Raw genomic sequence first — 21,918 nt, 5'->3', positions numbered from 1 at the left:
AGTAAATTTAATCATGGCGGGGAGATAAATAATTTCTATGTTGTAAAATTACAATAAAAAAATAAAATTTTTTCTGTTTATATTAATAATTTCTGCAATAATTATATTGACGTTTTTTCCTGGCCCGCCCAAATAGGCGCAAACAGCTCCGCCTGACGCAGGATGTGTTTGACCGCTTCCGCTTCCATATCGGGCGGATATCCATACTGCCGGAGCAGGCGTTTGACGGAAGTCCGCATTTTGGCACGAGCCTGTGCCATCACTGTCCAGTCTACAGTGGCATTTTCCCGAATGGTCTTCACCAGCGCTGTGGCGATAACCCGCAGGCTGGGGTCGCCCATGGCTTCCTTGGCGCTCTGGTTCTGGGCCAGTGCGTCATAGAAGGCGATTTCTTCCTGCGTCAGACCCAGTTCTTCGCCACGGTCACGGGCGGAGGCCATGTCATGGGCCATGCGGATGAGTTCATCCAGAATTTGAGCGGATGTCAGGGCATTGGCATGGTAGCGGGCGACAGCCTGTTCCAGCCTCTGTGAGAAGGCTTCGGCTTCCGTGATATTGGTGCGTGTCCGGCTGCGTATCTGGCCTTCCAGCAGCTTCTTGAGCGCTTCAATGGCCAGATTGCGCTGGGGCATTTCCCGCACTTCCTGCAAGAAGGCGTCCGAGAGGATGGAAATATCAGGCTTTCCAATGCCTGCGGCTTCCATGATGTCGATGATATCGGTTGAAATGACCGCTTTGCTGACCAGTTGCTTGATGGCCAGTTCGCGCTCCTGCGCACTGCGTCCATCGCTGCCCGTGCTCACGCTCTTGACCAGAGCCGCCCTGACAGCTTCAAAAAACCCGATTTCATCGCGCAGTCTGGCAGCTTCATCACTGGCAGACGCCAGTGCAAAGGCAACCGAGAGTGCCTTGACGGCATCCGGGTAGCGTTTCTGGGCCGCTTTACGCTCTTCATCATTTTTGGCGGAGGCCATGGCCCGTTGCTGCTGGCCCAGAATATGGTCAAGCGCTCCCGCCATAATGGACAGTTTGGCCTTGGGTGTTGCGCCATCCTGCAAGGCTGGGCGGTAGTCAAAGCCGCCTGCCTGAGCGGGATTGAACATGGCCCGCACCACTTCGTAGCGTTCGAGCAAGGCGCGGATGGCCTCGCCTTCATCAATGCCGACCTGTTCGCGGTCTCCGGCGGAGTATTCGCCCAGAGCCGTCTTCAGGTTCTGGGCAAGACCGATATAATCCACCACTAAGCCGCCGGGTTTGCCCTTGAACACGCGGTTGACGCGGGCAATGGCCTGCATCAGCCCATGTCCGCGCATGGGCTTGTCCACATACATGGTGTGCATGGAGGGCACGTCAAAGCCCGTCAGCCACATGTCGCGCACAATGACCAGTCGGAGCGGATCGTTGTTGTCCTTCATGCGCTTTGCCAGTAGCTCACGCCGGGCCTTGGACTTCTTGCCAATATGGGGCTGGAATCCGGCAGGGTCAGATGAACTGCCGGTCATCACCACCTTGATGGCCCCTTCATTGTCATCGTCACTATGCCAGGTGGGGCGCAAGCGGATGATCTCGTTATAGAGCGCCACACAGATGGCGCGGCTCATGCCCACGATCATGCCTTTGCCCTCAAGGGCAGTCAGGCGGTTTTCAAAATGGGTCACAAGGTCTTCGGCTATCCGGCGCAGGCGGGGTTCCGAGCCGACCAACGCTTCCACGCGAGAGTATTTCTGGCTGAGCTTGTGCTCCTCGTTTTCAGAAAGCCCTTCGACAATATCAGCCAGTTCGTCGTCCAGCTCTTCCTTGAGGTCTTCATCCAGTTCGATGCGCACAAGGCGGCTTTCGTAATAGATGGGCACGGTTGCTCCATCCTCGACAGCCTGCGCGATGTCGTAAATGTCGATGTACTCGCCAAAAATCCCGCGTGTGTTCACATCGGCATTTTCAATGGGGGTGCCGGTAAAACCGATAAAGGAGGCATTGGGCAGGGCATCGCGCAGGTATTTGGCAAACCCGTAGGTCATTTTGCCGGTCTTGGGGTTGAATTTGGCTTCCAGCCCATATTGGCTGCGGTGCGCCTCATCTGCCATGACCACCACATTGCGCCGGTCGGTCAGCATAGGCAGACTGGTTTCCCCGTCTTCAGGCTGGAACTTTTGTAAGGTGGTAAAGATGACACCGCCCGAGGTCCGCCGGAGGAGTTTCTGCAAGTCCTCCCGGCTATCCGCCTGTTCCGGTGTCTGACGCAACAAAGCCTGTGCGCCGGAGAAGGTGGCGAAGAGCTGGTCGTCCAGATCATTGCGGTCTGTCAGCACAATGATGGTGGGGTTTTCCATCTCCGGGTGGCGGGCGATCACGCCTGCATAGAAGGTCATGAGCAGGCTCTTGCCGGACCCCTGCGTGTGCCAGACTACCCCGACCTTGCGGTCTCCATCCGGGGCAGAGGCCCGCACAGTCTGAGCCACGGCCTTTCGGCAGGCATGGAACTGGTGATAGCCCGCCAGAATCTTGATGGGACTCCCGTTCTTCTCACCAAACAGCACAAAGTCACGGATCAGGCCCAGGAAACAGCGCGGGGTGAACACGCCCCGCAGAACGGTTTCCATTTCCTCATGGTTTTTGGCGATCAGGTCTTCGCCGTTGATCGTGCGCCATGGCATGAAGCGGTCACGGTCCGCTGTGAGCGAGCCAACGCGGGCCTGTGTGCCATCCGAAATCATCAAGGCTTCATTGAAGCGGAACAGCGATGGAATAAGGTTGCGATAGGTCTGGAACTGGTTCCAGGCTGAATCCAGCGTGGCGTTTTCAGAACTGGGGCTTTTGAGTTCAATGACCCCAAGCGGCATACCGTTGATAAACAGAACAAGGTCTGGTCTGCGGTTGGCTTCGTCCTTTTCAATGACGAACTGGCGCACGACCAGAAAGTCATTGTTCTCCGGGTTCTCAAAATCCAGCAGGCTTACCCGATCGCCAGACTGGGTGCCATCCTCGCGCACCACATCCACCGGCACGCCATTGACCAGATAGTCATGCAGGCGGCGGTTTTCGTCCACATGGTCGGGTGTGTCTTCGCGGATCAGGGCCAGCAGGGCTTCATCGCGTGAGGCTTGGGGAAGGTGCGGATTCAGCTTGTCTATTGCTGCACGGAGGCGTTTTTCCAGAATGACGTCCGATAACGAGGTACGCTCGGGCTTTTTGCCACCGGGGGCGATATCTGGCCCCCACACAACGGTGTAGCCACATTCACGCAGAATATCGCAGGCCCAGTCTTCGATCTCGTTTTCGGACAGAAAGCTCATGCAGCGTCTTCCACCATCTTTTCGGCATCCCGAATGCTGATCTCGCCGGACATGAGTTTGGGGAGGAGGAGGTCTCGAAGGTGGGTTAAAGTGTGGGATTGCCCATTATGAGACTGAATCTGTTCAATCAGACTGCCAATAGATTTGTTTGCAGCCAGCACGATATTTGAAGGTGGGATCGTTACAAGACTTTCAGTCAGGTGCCGTCTTTGTATATGTCCCATCGTTGTTGCCTTGGCTGCTGCAATGGCTTGAAACTCAGGCATGTAGAACTGAATCCATTCATAAATGAACCATGGTTCAAAGCGCTTTGATGTTACTTTGAAAAGATGCTGGTTTAATGCTCCACGTTGCCCGTTCCAAAATTTACAAAGCAGGCTACCAGACCATGAAAATAAGAGGTCATTTTGCTCAACAATGTAGTCATCTGGAATGTCAGGGGAAACAGGATCAGCTGTTTCGGTATTTTCTGAACGTAATTGTGCGATCTTGATCGCTGGAAGCGATGTATCACCGGTAGCGGGGTATTTCTGAAGAGCTAAACCATTTAAAAATGTGGCTGTTTCGTCTAGAGGTTCCGTCTTCCACCCCTCAGGCTTCCCTTCCTCATCCAGCCCGTCGGGAAAGAGTTCCCACAGTTCTGGTGCGAGGTAAGGAGCTTCTCCGGCCATTTTTGCCCGTGTCGGGCCAAAATCGACAAACCAGTCCCGAAACAACGCCCGCGCCATGGCTTCCAGCGTTTCGTTCGTCCGGCGGTTGAGCTCTATTTTGTCGTCAAGAACGCTGAAAATAGAGCTTATAGCTCGTTGTTGATGAGTATTGAAAATAGGTATATTTTGTTCTTTTGTAAATTGTGTAAATTGAAATCGTGCAACCCCTGTGTGTTGCACGTGGTATTTGTAAATAATTCTTTTATTATAAATGTAATTTAGGTATAAATATAGAAAATAAGGATCAATTTTTTCCGAATCGACTCGTAAAAATCGACTAAAGCTTGCGCAAATTAATGGAATTTTTGATAAAGAGAAGATTTTTTTTGGTAAGAATACTGATCTTCCTGTTGGCTGATCTTTTGTTCCCCCGGCAGTTTCAAAGAGTATATCATTGGGTTGAAGTATTTTTCGTGATGCCGCGTTTTCTGGGATATATCGAACAGGAAGAGTCGAAATATCGCCAATCTGAATATTTTTGAAATCTGTTCCTCGGATGACCCTCATCTCAACCAATCCCGGACCAGCTTTATTCTGCCCCCATTCACCATCTCGTGTGAAAGTAAGGAGGCTAGATAAATTCATACTATTCATAAAAAATAGTCCATTTTTTAGAAATTATATTTTGAAATTCTACGTCTATCAGCGCCCAATCTAGCACATCAACTTTCCACGGTAGTTCTGATTCAGAAAAAGCATCTTCCAACCGTGCTCGCGTTTCCAGAGACAAAGGCTCATCACCCATAACCGCCAGATCAAGATCAGAAAATGGTTTGGCCTTGCCCGTCACGCGCGAGCCAAAAGCCCGTACTTCACGGTCGGGCACAATCTCGTTGAGTATCCGCAGCACAATGGCCCGCTCTTCGGGCGTGATGTCGATTTGCCCCGTCACGCTGTGCGCTCTTTCAGCGTGGCCAGCAGAAACTCGGCTTCTGCGATAAAATCTGGAATGGTGGCGACAACCTGTTTGGCTGTGGCCTCGTTGTAAGTATGGCTGGTCAGGTTACGCATTTTGCGAAACACGCTCCACTGGGGCCATGCGCTTTTCAGCAGTCCGGCCTCGTTGGCGGAGCGGATCATGTCCGGAAAGCCCATGCGGTCATACTCCTCGGGCGAGGCGGAATTGGCTTCCAGAAAGCGTTTCAGGGTTTTGTGGCTGAGTTCATAGGTAAACTCGAAACGCTGGATCAGGCCGTCCCGCAACTGTTCGTCGTCTGGCTGGGCAAGGTGGCGCGCCCAGCCTTCCGTCAGCCGGTCGAGTGCGCGTTCCAATGGGGTAAGATACAGCATTACGCACTCTCCTTCTGCACGATCAGCTTCAGGTAGGCGGTAATTTTAGCGTTCAGGGCTTCTCCCTGTGCAAACTGCTCTTTCAGCGTCTTCTCAAGGGCTGCAAAGCGTTCGGTAAATGGCACACTGTCTTCTTCGGCTTCCTCTGCGCCCACGTAGCGGCCCGGTGTCAGCACAAAGCCGTGCTGCTCTACTTCATCCAGCGTGGCGAATTTGCAGAAGCCGGGACTATCCTCATATTTGCCCGCACCCTTTTCTCCACGCCATGCGTGGTAGGTGTCAGCAATGCGGGCCACATCCTCGTCCGTCAGTTCCCGGCGGGTGCGGTCAACCATCGTGCCCAGCTTGCGGGCGTCAATAAACAGGATTTCCCCGCGCCGGTCCCGCCAGCCTTTTTGCTTTTTGGTGCGGGTGAGGAACCACAGGCAGGCCGGAATCTGGGTGGAATAGAAAAGCTGACCGGGCAGCGCCACCATGCAGTCCACCACATCGGCTTCCACCATCCGGCGGCGGATTTCGCCTTCGCTGTTCTGGTTGGAGGACATGGAGCCATTGGCCAGCACCACGCCAGCCGTGCCGTCGGGAGCCAGATGCCACAGGATATGCTGAAGCCACGCATAGTTGGCATTGCCCGCAGGCGGCTTGCCATACTGCCAGCGCGGATCTTCCTCCAGGGACGCATTCCACCAGTCCGACACGTTAAAGGGCGGGTTGGCCAGAATATAGTCAAAGCGCAGGTCTTTCAGCTCGTCACGCAGAAAGCTGCCTTCATTGTTCCAGCGAATATCCGCGCCAATACCCCGCACGGCAAGGTTCATGCGGGCCAGACGCCATGTGGTGTGGTTGCTCTCCTGCCCGTAAATGGCAATGTCACCCAGCTTGCCACCATGGGTTTCCACAAAGCGTTCAGACTGCACGAACATGCCGCCAGAACCGCAACAGGGGTCATACACCCGGCCCTTATAGGGTTCGAGCATGGAAACCAGCGTGCGCACCACGCTGGAAGGCGTGTAAAACTCGCCCCCACGCTTGCCCTCGGCTCCGGCAAACCCGCCGAGGAAGTATTCGTACACCCGGCCCAGCACGTCCCGCGCCTTATCGTCTGTATCGCCCATACCGATGTCGGAAATCAGGTCGATCAGTTCCCCCAGCATCACGCTATCAAGGGCAGGCCGTCCGTAATCCTTGGGGAGAACCCCCTTGAGCTGCTCCGGGTTGGCTTTTTCAATGGCCAGCATGGCCTCATCAATCATCTTGCCGATGCCGGAGGAACGGGCATTGTCCCTGAGGTGAGACCAGCGGGCGGTTTCAGGCACCCAGAAGATGTTTTCAGCCAGATATTCGTCCGGGTCTTCCGCCGCTGCCGGGTCGTCCTGCATCAGTTCAGCATGGCGGGCTTCAAAGGCTGTAGAGATATAGCGCAGGAAGATCAGGCCAAGGGCCACATGCTTGTAGTCTGAGGGTTCAAGGTTCTTGCGCAGCTTGTCAGCCGCCAGAAACATCTGCTGCTCAAAGCCCAGTGTTGCGGTCGCAGCCTTGGCCTTGCTCACCTTGGTGGTTTTCTTGGGGGCAGGGGCAGTATCAGGGTTCTTGCGAGGGCGACCGCGAGGCATGAAAGAAAGCCTTGTTTCTCAGATAATCAGATACTCCAGTTTGACGGAAACGGGCGATCTGGTCGAGAGGTAATGGCGGGATAGAGGTTTCTGTCGGGCATCGGTGCCAGTGCTGAACCGGGATTTTTTATGGGGACGGTCCCATGGCCGGTCGGGTCGGGACGGCGGCCATGGTGTTCATCAAGCCTTCTGGAGCAGCCAGTTTTGAGCGCAGGCGGGCGATTTCCTGCCTTGCCCGCTCTTTTTCCGGCTGGTGGGCTTTGTTCCATTTCCAGATGCGATCCTGTCTGGCCTGCACCAGACTGTCAAAGCGGTATGAGAGCCATGGTTCCAGTTTTTCCGGGTCGGCCAGAGCAGTAAATTCTGCGTCATACTGTTTCCTGAATGCTTCAAGGGCAGGTCTATCCTGTTCTGTCAGAACAGGCCGGACGGGGTCTGGCGGTGTTGAGCGCAGTCCGACAACATGTAGAAGGGCTTGCACAACAAACCGCAGGACTTCCAGAAATGCGAGCAAAAGCTGCTGGCAGACTTTTTCCAGTTTCCCGGCTCGTCCGGTCATGCGTTGCCAGCGGCTTTCGTCAGCTTGTTTCGACTCTTTTTTGGCACGATGGTAACGCGCAAAGCTGCTCCGCAGTTGCTTCTGGTAGGGTGTGAGGGCTTTGCGCCATTTTGCGAGCATTTCTTCCCTCTTCAGTGGTGCCCAGTCCGCTTCTGGCGCTCTCTGGTCAAGGATAGCCTGCTGGGCCTGAATAGCCAGCCTGATCCGACGGCGGATACGGGCTTCGTCAGCGCTGAGAATCAGCGGATACAATGGTTCCGAAGGGGCGTGCTGCATGATGGCTGGCCTGTCCACATCCTTCATCTGCCTGAGTCTGAGTGCGTCAATCGCCTGATTCCTGCGTGGCAGGGAAATGCGTTTCGGTTCTCTTTTTCTGGCTGGTGGGGAGGCAGGGGCCGATAGTATCCCGGTCTGGTCATTTTCAGCTATCATGCGCACAGGAACACGGGTGCTCCTGATATCCAGTTCAGGCTTTTCGTGTTCCGGTGAGTATTCTTCTGCCAGCAGCTTCCTGAATTCCGCCATGCGCACCTTTGTCAGCCGGGTAAAACTGCCAATCAGCGTTCCATCGCTGGTTTCAATGATATGAGCGCCAGGGCGTGCTTCTTTTCGATCACCCTCCCGCATAGTCAGGCCGTGTTCCGCCAGCTCCGCCCGGAATGATTTTAACCCGTCCGACTGTGACCAGAGGGTGCTGACCAGTTGTTTTATCGCCGGGAGGTCAAGCCCCTGTCGTTCTGTAATCCGTCGGGCCTGTGCTGTGTAGGCGGCGCGAGGTTTGGCGCTCTCAGGTGCAGGGATCAGGGCTGCGACCTGTTCCGCTGCCTGATGATGGCCTTCTCTCCGCAGGGCTTTGGCAATAGCCCTGTCATGCCTTCCGGGTACGAGAGCATGACCAAGCCGGATTTCCTCCAGCCGTGCGACTTTCTCCAGACGCATCCATGTAAACCGGCTTTCCAGAACATGGTTGCTCTGCCATTCTGGCAGGATCAGGTGTCCGTGTGTGCTGCCGTCCTTCTGGTGAACCACAAGGGTGAGGTGTTCCGGGTCTGCATGGAGTTCTTCACACAGGCGACGGGCGAAGCCCGAAAGCTGGTCATCGCTCATGGCGTCGTCTGGATTAAAGGCGATATGGCGCAGGCCATAGGTCAGCCCTTCGCGTCTGGCTTCGCGCATGGCATCACGCATGAGCCAGTCCGAACCCGCCAGAACCCGGATGGCTTCATTCTTCGCACCATGCAGCACATGGCGGGACAAAGCCCCCGCGCCACTGCGCGTTTTAATTCTGCTTTCTTTGACGATCATGGGGCATGACCACAAACAGTCAGTGCAGGGTCGGTGCTGACCTGTCGCACCTGTGACGGGCAGACCTGTCAGAGCGGTGTCTCCGTGAGCGGGGGAGAAGGCGGTCAAGATGCTGGATCAGCTTCTCAATCTCGTTCAGGACAACCCCGCAATGCACTGCATCGCCACAGTTGGCAGAATGGGCAAGCTGATTAAGGTTGTTCCCAACACGGGAAAGCTGATGACGTATCCCGCGCAGTTCATCGGGAACGCGTGGCCCATCATGCCCGGCCAGTTCCGCACTGGTCAGAAGGGAGCGTATCCAGTGGGCGGTTGTGGCATGGCCATGAGCGCTGGCGATATGGTTCCAGCGGTCCAGTTCGGCAGGGCTGGCTCTCACGGAGAGACGGGAAGTGCGGACAATCGGCATAACAGGGTTCTCCTTAAAGGGGGTCAACGGGGGAAGTCTTCCCCCTTGCCAGCTGCGCCATGCACCCGGAACGGGTAGCCATGGAGCACTGCTGGCTCCCTGTAAGGGTAACCTATTCAGATGCCTGATTTCCGAACTTTCTTTTGATGCAAACGAGATGGCGAGAATAAACCTTTCAAAAAGGTATGATGCACTCTGCTGGGTAGTGAAGGGCTTCAATGACCTGTTTCAAATTGGCGACTTCAATTCCGCTTGTGTAGTTCATTGTTCCTTGAGATTTGTGAGATGCTTCATGTCCCAGAACAGTGTCTATCCACAATTCTCTGATGTGGGCTTCCTGATTTCTGAGCTTGGTGGAAACTGTATGGCGGAAGGAGTGGAACGTCACATCCTCGGGAATACCGATACGTTTTTTATGCTTCGAGAAAGCCCGCGCAAAATTGTCTCCGCGCTCACCTGTCGATGACACCGTGAGGTCAGGGAACAGGTAATGCTCCCCGGTATCCCTGAAGAGGTCGAGCCCTTCCGTGGTAAGCAGGTGTGAGTGAATGGGAATGATCCGTGTGCCTGCCAAGGTTTTGGGTGACCAGTTGTCCTCGGGATGCGGGCGCACATGAAAGCACGGAACCCCTTCAATAATTCCCATATCCTGTTTTCTCAGATTACAGATTTCGCCCAGACGCATCCCCGTAAACATGCCAACATTGATGATCCCGGCCCAAGTGGTATGGGAAACCGATGTGCCATTCCATGGGGTATGGGCAAGCCGTGTCAGTTCATTATCTGTCCAGCCTCTCCGTACGATCTTCTTTGTGATGTTGAAATCCCATCCAGCCCATGGATTCCGGTCAGCCATCTCGCGTTGCACAAGATGCATCCAAAGAGCGGACAGACGGGAGAAATGATTTTTCACAGTCTTCCCGCTGACGGTTTCCTGCCCACGTTCGCGGGCCTGCGCAACGGCTTCACGGATGGGAAGGCCGGTTCTTCCTTTGCCATGTGTTGCCGGGAGATTAGAGAGCAGGTCGAAAAATTCCCCAGCAACCGTGCCCGTGATCTGTTTCACCGGCATGTCGCCAAAAGCTTCAATGAAGAGGGCCACGGTCTTGCGCGTGGCTTTCTTGGTATCTTCGCTCTTGTCTTTGTCAGCAAAGACAAACTTTTCTGCCATGACGGAAAGAGGCGGAGAGGTCGGTTTGCGGGCTTGGGGCCGTTCATTCTCAACCGGGCTTCCGGCTGCTGCCTCCGTCAAACCAGCAGGGCGATGTTTGCCCAGATCGACAATCAGGGTGGAAAGGCTCTTGATCTGCTCGCGCAGCATGTCCTTTTCTTTTTTGCTCACGGCGCTGTCTGTAAAGACTTTCTGCATCATGCTTTGAAGCCGGGCTTCCAGTGCTTTGAGTGAGTCTGTGGCGAAAGAGATGAAAGCGCCTTCCTTCTGCGCCTGATCCATCAGAGTCATGGCGTGATCGGCTTGCAGGGCGCGTTTTTCAGCCCGGAAGGCATCATCGGCAAGGGTGAGCAGTTCTTCCTGTTCCGCGATGATTTTGCCCTGTTCGGTCAGCAGGGCAATCAGTTCCTCACGGGACAGGTCAGTCTCCATCGTCTTTGCCTTCTCAAAAAGTGCGCCGGTTCGGGCGTAAAGGGCTGCTGCCCGTTCGCGGGCCACCAGCTTACTCTGAGTCTGCAAGGAGAGAGAAATTTCGGTTCGGCCCAGTCTGGCCTGAACGGCAACGGGCACAGCCCGGCGAAAATGGTAGTGAGACCCAATGAGTCGGAGCATCTGCGTTTCCCAGTCTGGGAAGACAAACGGGAAAATCCCGCAGACCCGTCACATTCTCATTTTACTGTTATATTTCAACAGGTTATGGTGCGAACTGCGGGACTCGAACCCGCTCGCTTTGGTCGCAACCAACAAAGCAACCCATTGAAATAGAACAATAATTTCAGAAGAAATTGTCCTTCACATGGTGACTGCGGGTTCACTATGCGGGCAAACCCGTGGGGCAGTCAAGATTCATCTTGATTATGTTAGAGCCTAACCCGAATAACTCTCAGACTGGCCTAGTCGGATGTTTTACATTTGGATGTGCTGATATTTTGGTTTCAAAATCTATTATCGAAGAAACCAAACGCCGCTTCTTGCACGCAGTTCTCAATTTACAGATGTATAGGCGACATCTTTTGCCCACTATGCAGCCTACACATAGAGCATGTAAGGATAAATTATACACATTCTATTCCATCACGACCCAGTATAGGTGCGAGGCGTTTAATGAAAAAAAATATTGAAATTCAATATCTTAGGGTGGTAGCTATCGTTCTAGTTGCTATTACGCATCGAGGTATTTTATTCACCTCATTTGGACGTGATCCTTTCCATGGAATTGAACATTCTTTCTCGACATGGGCAGGTGTTGATATATTTTTTGTGATTTCAGGCTACCTGATGGGGAATATTCTTCTTGGAAAAACTAGTGAAATTAACACGGTAGAACAAAAATTAGAGCAAACAATACTTTTCCTAAAAAAACGATTTTTACGTCTTTTCCCCGCCTCCTTCTTCTGGATTACCGTCTTGCTACTTCTAGGCTCTATATCTGGAGACAGCGCCGTTTGGGCTATGAGGCATGACCTTTTTGCCAAATGGGCCGCCTCTATTTTCCAAGTTAGGAACTTCGAAAATTCTTTACATCAATCACATTTGGGCTGGTATTGGTCGCTTTCTCTTGAGAATCAATTTTATTTTATTCTGCCGTTACTTTGGTTTTTTATGGGGAAAAGGTATTTTTGGTGGCTTATAAAAGCTCTTGCCGTTGTCTTGTTGTTCTGGTCTCCCGGTGGCAATAATTGGTTTTGGTTCAGGCCAACAGGTTTTATTTGGGGACTATTAGTATACAAACTCATGTCCAACAAAAAAATAGAAAATATTTTTATTGCTTATTTTCCGAAGTGGGGAGCACTTGCGTCTCTTACCGCAGTCACAGGTCTCCTTATTTGCTCTACCAATGCCCCCAATTCTATTGGTGAGGCTTATATGCCGCTTGCTATTTCGTTAATAAGCTTTGTTACGGCCTGTATTTTGGCCTTTGCTTCTCTTAATCGTGGTTTTATTAAAATCCCTGCCTTCATGGAAAGCACTATTTTCTGGATGGCCGAAATGTCTTACTCTTTTTATCTATGCCATATTGTTGTTTTCTGTGCCTTAAACGATTTCCTAAAACGGTATCATATTCTTCTTGGAACAACTGTAAAAATGGAAATGGGGTTTTCCTTAGCAAGTATTTGTTCCATTTTAACTTATTTTTATATTGAAAGACTTTTCTATAAACCTAAAGATAACGTTAGTATACCTAAGGCAAGTTAGAGAGTAATCTTATTCGATAGCCTGCTTCGAAAGTCTGAAACTGAGTGTTCAGAAACAGGTTAAAATTTTTTAGGTTAAGTGTTTAATAAAGTGTATGGTTAATTTTTTATTATTAGGAAGCCAGCCGTGCAAACCAGCGGACACGTTGTGTTCCGATGGTTTGCAAACTGGTCAGGGGGAGAGTAATGCTCTCCCCCGTGAACCCCCTCTTTTCCATATATGTACTGCCCAGCAAGGTGCAGGCTAAAAGGACAGGTTTCTGTGCTTTAGGGGGTCAACGGGGGAGGTCACTCCCCCTTGCCAGATGTCGAATGGGTAGCCATTCGACACTGCTGGCTCCCTTTTAAATCGTCACGTTTGCAAAGGTTGTTTCGGGGTAGCTGATTGCCTCTATGGTTTGCTTGAGGTTGGCTGTTGAAATGCCTGTCAGATAGGTTGTGGTGCCCTGACTTTTGTGGGTGGCTTCATGTCCAAGCAGGCGGTCAATCCAGACTTCCCGAATATTGGCGTCTGCGTTTCTGAGTTGGGTGGAGACGGTATGCCGGAACGAGTGAAACGTGATTTCAGCGGGCAGGCCGATACGGGTCTTGAGTAACGAGAAGGCCCGTCCCAGTGCTGCGCCCCTGATACCCTGTTTCGAGTTTTCCAGACCGGGAATGAGGTAAGGGCCGTCAATGGTATTCTTAAGGACCAGTACTCCTGCTTCAATCAGTTTTGAATGTACGGGCACAATGCGGGTGCCAGCTTCTGTCTTGGGTGCCCAGCCGGTTTCGGGGTGTGGGCGAATGAGAAAGCAAGGGATACCGTCAACGGTCTGGAGGTCTTCTTTGCGCATGGCGCAAATCTCGCCCAATCGCATTCCGCTATAAGCAGCAATCAATGTGACCAGTCGGAAGGTCTGCTCTGGCACTGACGTGCTATGCCATGAGGCAGAGGCCAGCAAAGCGAGTTCCTTTGTCGTCCAGCTTCTCCTGACTATCTTCTGTCCATTCTCGAAATTCCAGCCCGTCCACGGGTTGCGTGTGACCAATTCCCTTTGGTGTAACTGGTTCCACAGGGCTGACAGTCTCATCATGTGATTTTTGACGCTCTTACCGCTCAGGGTGGGTAAACCTTCCTCTCTGGCCCTCTGAGCCTCTTCCTCAAGGGTAAGATTGCTTTTACGTTTGCCCAGTGATGCGGGAAGGGAAAACAGCAGGTCGCGTAAGGCTCCAGCCTTCTCGCCACCGATAATGGACACAGGAGCATCGCCAAAGGCTTGCAGGAACAGGTCTACAGCCCGTTGGGTGGCTTTTTTTGTGTCGGCGCTGGCATGGGGATTATCCAGAACAAAGCGTTTCAGAGCGTCCGAGAGCATTAAAGGCTGGGCTTTGGGTGTTTTGGCCGTTTTCTTCATTGTTCGGGGTTTTGGCATCGGTGCTGAAACTGGCATGGCCCCCGTTTCCTGAGCAGATGAAGGCAGGTTCACGCTCTGCAAATCCCGCAGTGCAACCCGCAGTCCCTCAAGCCTACTTAAAGCCTCCGGTTCAGCCAGCACAGAGTGGGCCTGCATGAACAGTTCTGTGGTTCTAGCATGAAGGAGTGATGCCCGTTTGCGGGCTTCGTTCTGGTAGCCAGTTTTCAGGGAAACCCAGATTTCCCGCCGATTTAGGGCTGTTCGCAGGGTAGGGGGAACGATACGGCGGAAGTGGTAAGTGGTGCCTCTAACTCGGAGCATAAAATCTTCCCTAAGTGGGGAAGGACGATGGAGCAAAGACAGCCTTTGCCCCTCATTCAGCCGAAAAATCGTGCTATTTCAGGTGTCTGTGGTGCGAACTGCGGGACTCGAACCCGCACTGACCCGCAAGGTCAGCTTCGCAACATCTTGAAAAGACAGCGGATAATGACACGCGGTCTTCTGGTTGAATTTTCTACTTCTGATTTTGGTTAAACACTCTGGTGGCGTCAAGCCAAAAGAGAGAAGGGGCCATGTATGGCGTGAAGCTAACTTGTCAAAAAAGAGGAGAGAAAAGAGGAGAGCCAGTCGTGCAAACCAGCGGACACGTTGTGTCGCGATGGTTTGCAAACTGGTCACGGGGGAGAGCACTGCTCTCCCCCGTGAACCCCCTCTTGATGTCAGATTTGGGGGGCAAGCAGTAAGTCGGTTATCGGGGAGGAGTGATCGAAAGCTGCCATTCGCAGTGCTCACGCTTATGACGATTAACGACCAATTGAGACGTTCGTTACTGGCTGCACGAACGTTGTAGTCTCACAAGAGCAGTCATTCGGGCTGCTTCCGGCCGCTGGACAGGAGTTGCCGAAGTTGCGGAGTTATACGCTTGTATCCGATCGTCCCATCTGGTGATCGTCACTTATCGACATCGTCGAAGACCGAGCGCTTCGTAACCGCAGGTTCCGGCGGTGACGGTTCTTCTTTCTTCTGCGTGACGATATAGGTCCAGTCCGTGTCGTCTTCGTTCTCTTCGTCGCGCTCCCGCTTGCGTTCTTCAAGTCCGTCGACCGCCCGATTCACCTGATCCCGCGCGTCGCCGACCAAGCCAACCGCATCGTCATCCAGCTCGACGCCCATCTCCTCGATGCGCTCGAGCGCACCGAGCAATTTCTTGAAGTGACTGTCGGGCTCTTCATCCAGATCGGCATCTGCGGCGATCTCGTCGATCTTCTCCTCAAGAGCGGGCAGAAGATTGGTTCGCAGTGCCAAGCCTAATCCGACGAGACGAAGCGGCGATATGAGTGCGAGCATCCCCCTCTCGGCAAAGAAGGACATATCGAAGTCTGAGAGCGCTGCGGATTCGAGGCTCCTTGCGGCCTCGCACCGCAAATCTTCCGGGAGTAGACCGAATTGATGGGCGCGGCCGTAGGTATGAAACCGAGGGTCATTGGCGAGGGGATCGGACTGCCAGCAGTGGCGCCTGAGTATCTCCGGAAACTGTCCGATTAGTTTGGCGAAAACCGCGTCGTTCGCCCTGTAGGACAGGAAGTGAAACAGCATCCAATTTCGATGGTTTTCGTCCGGCGTGTGGCTGAGACGCGCTACCAGCGCTTCGTTCAGCCCGGACGGAATGACCAAGGCATCCCGAATAAGCGGCGATCCCTCGCAGGTGAAGCTGCCGAGGATCGTATCAATTGGTGCGCCGCGGATCAGTGCGGCCATCATATGAGGTTTTTGCCGCAAAACCTCTGTCAGAGCATCCGAGATGGTCGGATGCGCGAAGGTCCATTTGGCGCCGGATTGCTTGAGAAAGGATCCCTTCAATTCGGCGAAGCAATCTTGGATCTTGGCTAGGCTGAAACCGGTCAAGTCCGAAACCGCCTGCGCTGCCGCCGCATCATGATCGCTGGGATCGAAGCCGGCTTGATGTACGTAAATGAGATAGAGCGCGGCCCGGAGTTGCTCGTCCAGTGCGCTGACCGTGTCGATAAGGTGCTCGGTCGGCTCCTCCATGAAGCGGACGAGCGAACTTTCGCGCGGCGTCAGTCCCTTGGTAAAGTTCGGGTCGCCAAGCCGCTCAGCGATTCCGGGCAAGAACTCTTCGACGGCGGCAACGGCGGCTAGATGCGGCTTGACGTTCGAACGCCAGCTTTGGCTCTGCTCGCCGAAATTGATGTGGTTGTAAAGGATTTGTGCCTTCTCTTCGAAGGTAAGTTCACCGACGTCGACCACGGCGCTGCCATCAGCGAATTGCGCTAGATTACGCTGCCCCAGTCGGCGCCGAGCTGCTTCGTAAATATGCTTGCGCGATGTCAGCAGGAAGCGGTTGCCGTGCTTGATTGCTGCGCGCAGCTTCGAAAACGCCGACGCCCAATCCTGTACGTAATCGTCGCGCAGCACGTTCGAGCCAAAAGCGTCATCAATCCAAAAGAATCGCCCGGGATCGTTGGGATTCCAGCCAGCCTCGAAATCGCGTGGACTGGTCAGCGCCAACACGGTGTTGTCGGGATTTTCCGAAGCGATCGTTGAAACGATCGCACCGATCGCCGATTTGCCGCTCGCAGGATTGCCGAGCAGAAGCACCACGCCGTGGTCCGAGATGGCGTTGACGGCGTCGCGATGCGCCTGAGTTGGAACATAGGTACGAAGTTTCGGAATCCAGCTATCGAGCAGCGCGCGGCTCTGCTCGCTAAGCCGTTCATCGACGATCGCTGTCAAATCCCCTAGACCGTAAACCTGCGGGACGAGGGCGCGCAGGCGTGCGCTACTCTTGATGACCCGAACGATGTATTGGCGGCCCAGGATATGCGGCTTGCGAACGCCGAACTCGCGCAGTTTGGCGCGCATGGCGGCCGCAACCGGCGCATCCACGCTCATGTTGGTCATGAAGATGTATGTGTCTGCCTGGCCGCCTTTAACGAGTTCCTCGACATTACCGATTTCAGCGGAGAGGTCGCTGAGCTTCAATGCTTTGCCGGCGTCCGAAGTGTGCTTGCACTGGATCGTGCCGATGAGCTGCTCGCCATTTGGCGAGGGTATGAGAAAGACCGCATCCTGACCGCCGTCCTGCGCTTCTCGGAATATTTCGACGGGGCGCCTTAGGACCACTTCGCAGACTTGCGAGCAAAGGTCCTGAAAGGCGCGCCAACCGATCGTGTGAAGCGCGAGATCGCTCCAGGGGCCCTGCGCGCTACGTGGATCGCGTTCCGTAGTTTCAATTTGACTGTGCACAGTTCTCACACCCTCACCTTGCCGCCGATGAAGAAATAGGTCGGCATTCCTCGGTTTTTCCTCATCAATAGCAGAGCGCTTCAACCTTGCTTTCCTCACACGACAAGCGGTTTGAACTCGAATTGTGTCTCGCATTTATTGTGAGCGCAGACCGGCTTGCTAAGGCCGAAAGGCCTCTGATACTTCGTTCGGCCACACACGCATTCGAATTGACCGCAGAATGCTTTGAATTCGCCCCAGCGTGTCTTCTCGTCGCCGATCGAGCCATCGCCATAGGGCGCGTCCTGGAAGTGGCTGCCGAAATTCTCGATGTCGCCCTTCACCAAGCTGGTGATGAATCGGTTGTTGACCCCGGGCACGTCGGCCGGCGTCAATTTGATATCGCTGAGGAAGCCGCCGATCGCCGAGGCCAATTCGGATCGCTCGTAGGAATAGGCCTTCTCGAGCTGACGGATGCGGACGTTAACGCCGAAGCCGCGAGCGATGCCGAGCAGCCATTCCTCCTCGGCCTGACGCATCTCGTTGGCAGCGGATTCGCCCTTGTCCCAGCGATCGGCGATCATCTCGTCTGTCACCTTATGGTCGGCGAAGCGCGGGCCGTATGCCGGGTCTAGTCCGATGATGCGCGTGAACTGCCAGTCCTTCGCGGCGAGCTGATCCTTCAAGTGATTGAAGAACCGCTCGTCATGGGTGACGAGGATGATCTGGCAGTCGGTGAACATCTTGGCGAGTAGCGCGCCGATCGCGCGGCGATGGTCGGCGTCATAGGAGGTAACGACATCGTCGAGCGCGATCACAGGGGCGGCTCTGTTGAACTTCTTGATCGCCGCGAGGCGCAGCGCCAGCGCCACCGAGTGAATCTGGGAGTCGCTCAGATAGCCGCCGGGCGCAACGCCCTGACGATTGTCGGCGAAGTCGATGACCAGCTGCATGCGCTGCTGATTGGTATCGTCCTCCCTGGGCAGCTCGAGCCGGATCGGCCTGGCCTTGTCGCCCTGGATTTCCTTGTAGATGTCGTTCATCGGCGCCTGGAGGGTGTCGAGCAGCGACTGAATCTTCTCGCGAATCTTGCCCGAGACGAGCGTGGCCTGGGTGCCGAGAGACTCGTGCAGCGCGGTGAGTTCCTCGGTCGTCCGTGTCGCCGCCGCTACATCAGTCTGGAGCTTCACCAGTCGGTCGATGCTCGCCTTTGCCTTCACCCAGGTATGTTCGCCCTGCTTGTCCTCGATGTCGGCGATATCCTGGTCGAGACCGGCGAGGCGCGCCTCCAGCTCGGCGGTGATCGCGGCGGACGCAGGGGCGGCGGCGGCGGCCGGCCATGCGGCAACCCCGGCCTGATACTCGATGAGTGCTGCCCTGAAGTCGTCGGGATCATCTTCGGACAGATGATCGATCATCGCTGGAAGCCGCGCGATCAACTGGTTATGCGCCTTGATAGTGGCTTTGTCGGCGTCGTCCAGCGCGGTCTTGGCGTCGTTGTAGCTTTGCAGATCGTCGAGGTGGGTCTTCAGAAGATCGCGGATCGCGGGGACGCTTCCGGCAGCGGTATCGCCGATCGCCGTCGCGCAGACCGGACATTTGTCCGGAGCCGCAGCATCGTCGGCAAACAGTTTCTCGGCTTCCTTCCACACCGACCGGAAGACCGTGTCCGCCGCTTTGTCGCGCTCGTCGGCTTCGGTGACCATGGCATCGGCCAGCACCGCCAGCGCTTCGTCGAAGGCGGCAATGGCACCCGAATATTCGGGGTCGCCGCCGTCCTCGGGCACAATCTTCTGCCACAGCGCGATAACCGAGTTGCGGACCTGTCGCAGACCGGCGAGGCCGACGCTCTTCTCCTCGACCGCGACGCGTTTGCCGATATCGACATAGCCGGCGTCTGCGGCATCGAGCGCCGCCATCGTCAATGCGGGATCGAGTGGCGCAATGACGTTTGTGTTGACGAAGTCGAGCACAGCCGCGTCGTCCCACGCCTGGACGGCCTGGGCGGTCTCGGTGCGTAGCTGCCCGGCGAGACGAACCTGCTCAGTCGTGCTCTCGGCAGCGGCCTTGACCTCGCGGCGCAGCAGCCGGAGATTCTTCTGGACCTCGACCAGTGGCGAGAGCTGCAGCCAGCTCACCACGTCGCTGTAGCGGGTCTCCGCCTTCTGCTCTTCGACGAAAGTGCGCAGCGTATAACCGCGGATGATCGGCGCGACGACGAACCCGGCTTTCATTGCGGTGGCTGCTGCATGGATCGGGCGTGGATTGCCCAGCGCCGTGCGGCTTCCCGCAGTGGTGGCCTTGCCGGTGATGGTCGTGAACTTGACCACCGGCGCGATCCCTGCCGCCTGCGCGCCATTATGGACCAGCGCGGACGGGCCGGCCTGGTTATTGAGCGCACGCTGCCCGAGCCGATCGAGCGTGCCATGTTCGGAGAAGAGGAATTCGAGCGCGTCGATGACACTCGACTTGCCGAGACCATTGGGCGCGAAAATCGCGAGGCTCGGCTTCTTGCTGAAATCGAAGGTCTTAGGCTGAAGATAGGCGCGAAAGCCTTCGAGCGTCAGCGAGTGAAACAGCGTCGGATCAGCCATCGGCCGCTTCCTCGGCCGTGGCCGCGCGCTCAGCGGCCAGCGTCAGGATCGCCGCCTTGGCATTCGCAATGACATTTTCGTGCGGCATCACGGTCAACAGATGATCCGTCAGGATCGCGGCCAAATCGGCATCCACATCATCGGAGGCGTTGAGCGCAGCAGCGACCCCGGTCAGAAACGCATCTGGCGTTTCCAACATATCCGTGTCCGGCCCGGCAAGCTCCGCGATCATTTCGAACGCCACCGCCTCCTCTGGTGCTGCTGTCTCGTCCTCGTCCACCAATTCCCCCTCCTGCTCACCCGCGAATTAAGCAAGAAAGCACCGTACCGCCCCTCCGCCCTAGTGGGAAGACTAGCTAATTTGGGGCGGAGCGAAAGCGATAGTCTCCGCACCAATCCGATCAGCTAACTAGTGTCCTGATCGAGAAGTTTATATGATTATCCTGATGGCAGGGGCAATCGAATGGGACGCACGGCGGTTGCGATCGAACTGACGGTATTGGAGCCCCAGGAACTGGAATCTCTGGCAAGGGCGCGCAAGACGGGCCAAGCGCTTGCGCGGGGAGCCCGTATTGTCCTTGCCGCCGCCAATGGGCATGAGAACAAAGCGATCCGTGACCTTACGGGCGCGGACATCAACATGGTTGGCAAGTGGCGCCGGCGTTTTGCGGCGGACCGTCTGGACGGGCTTTACGATGAACCCCGGCCGGGGACGCCGCGTTCGATCGGCGACGAGGAGATCGCACAGACGATCGGCATGACCCCGGAAGAAACACCGCGCGATGCCACGCATTGGTCGCTGCGCTCAATGGCGCAGGCGGGGGGAGAATGGAACGTCGGCTAGAGGATTGTATCCCGGGCGACCGGAAAGTCATATGAGCGCTCTGCGCAACAATCCGGTGTTGAGGGATTTCCCGCATTCATCTCTGCTACAAAGCACCATATGGTCTCCTGCATCCCTGCCGCGCTTTCTGACTGGGGACACCGCGAGGTCTGACCAGCAGCCGCTCGCTCGCGACAGACTAACAACAGGAGAATACCCATGAGCGACGAACAGCTGAGCCGCACGCCAGTGCCCGATCGGGCAGAGGACAACGCCTTCTTCCCGTCGGAATATTCCCTGACCCAATACACGTCTTCAAAGACCGATTTTGACGGCACCACCTACCCTAAGCCCTACACCGGCGGAAAGTGGAAAATCCTGATGATTGGCACGCAGGAGCGGTATCTGATGATGAAAGACGGCGAGTTTTTCTCGACCGGCAATCATCCGGTCGAAATGCTTCTGCCCATGTATCATCTGGATGCGGCGGGATTTGAGATCGATATCGCGACCATCTCCGGCGATCCGGTCAAGCTCGAATGGTGGGCCTTTCCGCATGAAGACGAGGCCGTCCAATCGATCTACAAGAAATACGAAAAGCAGCTCAAAACACCGAAGAAGCTTGCTGACTTAATAGGAGAAGGCTTCACCGCTGACACGCCATATCTCGGCGTGTTCATTCCAGGTGGTCACGGCGTTCTCAATGGTGTGCCTTTCAGCAAACAGGTCGGTGATATCCTGCGCTGGGCACAGAACAACGAGCGCTTCACGATCTCGCTCTGTCATGGACCTGCCAGCCTGCTGGCTACAGCCGTCGATGGTGGCAGGTTTGCATACGAAGGATATGAGATGTGCGTATTTCCAGACAGTCTGGATACCGGTGCCAATATCGAAATCGGCTATATCCCGGGGCCGATGGCGTGGCTGGTCGGTGAAAATCTTCGAAAATACAACGTAAAAATCGTCAACAAAGGCATTACCGGTCAGGTACATCGTGATCGTCTTTTGCTGACGGGCGATAGCCCGCTGGCGTCGAACAGTCTCGGTAAACTGGCGGCTGAAGTCCTGCTTGAGGCTGCCCACAAATAAAAGTGACTGCGTGCGGTCGCAGGCAGGTCAAATCGCTTGCGACCGTGGGGCTTTCGGAACGCACAGTAGAGAACCACCTGCGCCGCATCCGCAAAAGGCTTGGTGCGTCCACAACGCGGAAATCTCACAGAAGGGTTGTACATCGGGTTAGATTATGAAAAAGTCTGTTTTGCACAAAAGAAATTTTCGTAAGCTATAAGAAAACCCGATGCAGACAGAGTGTA

The 21,918-nt window shown here is 55.0% G+C and carries 15 protein-coding genes; 3 read left to right on the top strand and 12 right to left on the bottom strand.

Annotated features, from left to right (window positions below; all coding sequences use genetic code 11):
• Positions 1-101: 101 nt before the first annotated feature.
• The 8 genes from GOB86_RS07915 to GOB86_RS07880 all read right to left on the bottom strand — a co-directional run bounded on the left by GOB86_RS07915 (position 102) and on the right by GOB86_RS07880 (position 10,962).
• Positions 102-3,293 carry a type I restriction endonuclease subunit R gene (locus GOB86_RS07915; RefSeq protein ID WP_165991814.1) on the bottom strand — a complete coding sequence of 1,064 codons (3,192 nt, stop codon included), beginning with the start codon at positions 3,291-3,293 and terminating at the stop codon, positions 102-104.
• Positions 3,290-4,597 carry a restriction endonuclease subunit S gene (locus GOB86_RS07910; RefSeq protein ID WP_165991813.1) on the bottom strand — a complete coding sequence of 436 codons (1,308 nt, stop codon included), beginning with the start codon at positions 4,595-4,597 and terminating at the stop codon, positions 3,290-3,292. Before GOB86_RS07910 ends, GOB86_RS07915 begins: the two co-directional genes overlap by 4 nt.
• A complete protein-coding gene (locus GOB86_RS07905) occupies positions 4,590-4,895 on the bottom strand; it encodes a nucleotidyltransferase domain-containing protein (protein ID WP_165991812.1) in 306 nt (101 codons plus the stop codon). The genes GOB86_RS07910 and GOB86_RS07905 overlap by 8 nt, the downstream gene beginning before the upstream one ends.
• Positions 4,892-5,293, bottom strand: a complete 402-nt coding sequence (locus GOB86_RS07900) for a nucleotidyltransferase substrate binding protein (protein ID WP_165991811.1) — start codon at positions 5,291-5,293, stop codon at positions 4,892-4,894. Before GOB86_RS07900 ends, GOB86_RS07905 begins: the two co-directional genes overlap by 4 nt.
• Positions 5,293-6,906: a class I SAM-dependent DNA methyltransferase gene (locus GOB86_RS07895; protein WP_165991810.1), complete on the bottom strand. Its 1,614-nt coding sequence runs from the start codon at positions 6,904-6,906 to the stop codon at positions 5,293-5,295. The genes GOB86_RS07900 and GOB86_RS07895 overlap by 1 nt, the downstream gene beginning before the upstream one ends.
• A 127-nt stretch (positions 6,907-7,033) precedes the next feature.
• Positions 7,034-8,770: a hypothetical protein gene (locus tag GOB86_RS16035; RefSeq protein ID WP_242012551.1), complete on the bottom strand. Its 1,737-nt coding sequence runs from the start codon at positions 8,768-8,770 to the stop codon at positions 7,034-7,036.
• 19 nt (positions 8,771-8,789) lie between these two features.
• A complete protein-coding gene (locus GOB86_RS07885; protein WP_165991809.1) occupies positions 8,790-9,179 on the bottom strand; it encodes a MobC family plasmid mobilization relaxosome protein in 390 nt (129 codons plus the stop codon).
• A gap of 175 nt (positions 9,180-9,354) precedes the next feature.
• On the bottom strand, positions 9,355-10,962 hold the full coding sequence (locus GOB86_RS07880) for a DUF6538 domain-containing protein (RefSeq protein WP_165991808.1): 1,608 nt from the start codon (positions 10,960-10,962) through the stop codon (positions 9,355-9,357).
• Between the two features lie 492 nt (positions 10,963-11,454).
• Here GOB86_RS07880 and GOB86_RS07875 point away from each other — a divergent pair, with 492 nt between their 5' ends.
• On the top strand, positions 11,455-12,546 hold the full coding sequence (locus GOB86_RS07875; RefSeq protein WP_165991807.1) for an acyltransferase family protein: 1,092 nt from the start codon (positions 11,455-11,457) through the stop codon (positions 12,544-12,546).
• A 343-nt stretch (positions 12,547-12,889) separates the two neighbouring features.
• Here the strand turns inward: GOB86_RS07875 and GOB86_RS07870 are convergent, their stop codons facing one another.
• From GOB86_RS07870 to GOB86_RS07855, 4 genes are all read right to left on the bottom strand, one after another.
• The gene (locus tag GOB86_RS07870) at positions 12,890-14,263 is read right to left on the bottom strand and encodes a DUF6538 domain-containing protein (protein ID WP_165991806.1); all 1,374 of its coding nucleotides are present in this window, start codon (positions 14,261-14,263) and stop codon (positions 12,890-12,892) included.
• A 630-nt stretch (positions 14,264-14,893) separates the two neighbouring features.
• The gene (locus tag GOB86_RS07865) at positions 14,894-17,293 is read right to left on the bottom strand and encodes an nSTAND3 domain-containing NTPase (protein ID WP_198912030.1); all 2,400 of its coding nucleotides are present in this window, start codon (positions 17,291-17,293) and stop codon (positions 14,894-14,896) included.
• Positions 17,294-17,304: 11 nt separating this feature from the next.
• Positions 17,305-19,782, bottom strand: coding sequence for an AAA family ATPase (locus tag GOB86_RS07860; protein ID WP_165991805.1), 2,478 nt, complete (start codon positions 19,780-19,782; stop codon positions 17,305-17,307).
• Positions 19,775-20,065, bottom strand: a complete 291-nt coding sequence (locus tag GOB86_RS07855; protein ID WP_165991804.1) for a hypothetical protein — start codon at positions 20,063-20,065, stop codon at positions 19,775-19,777. Before GOB86_RS07855 ends, GOB86_RS07860 begins: the two co-directional genes overlap by 8 nt.
• A 180-nt stretch (positions 20,066-20,245) precedes the next feature.
• Between GOB86_RS07855 and GOB86_RS16590 the strand changes: the two genes are divergently transcribed.
• Both GOB86_RS16590 and hchA read left to right on the top strand, forming a co-directional pair.
• Complete coding sequence (locus GOB86_RS16590; protein WP_408737353.1) at positions 20,246-20,626, top strand: helix-turn-helix domain-containing protein; 381 nt, start codon at positions 20,246-20,248, stop codon at positions 20,624-20,626.
• Between the two features lie 198 nt (positions 20,627-20,824).
• Complete coding sequence (gene hchA, locus GOB86_RS07845; protein WP_165991803.1) at positions 20,825-21,694, top strand: glyoxalase III HchA; 870 nt, start codon at positions 20,825-20,827, stop codon at positions 21,692-21,694.
• Positions 21,695-21,918: the final 224 nt, after the last annotated feature.

This window comes from Acetobacter lambici (genome assembly GCF_011516885.1).
In the GTDB taxonomy this organism is placed as follows: domain Bacteria; phylum Pseudomonadota; class Alphaproteobacteria; order Acetobacterales; family Acetobacteraceae; genus Acetobacter; species Acetobacter lambici.
This window is presented reverse-complemented; position numbering and strand designations above follow the sequence as displayed.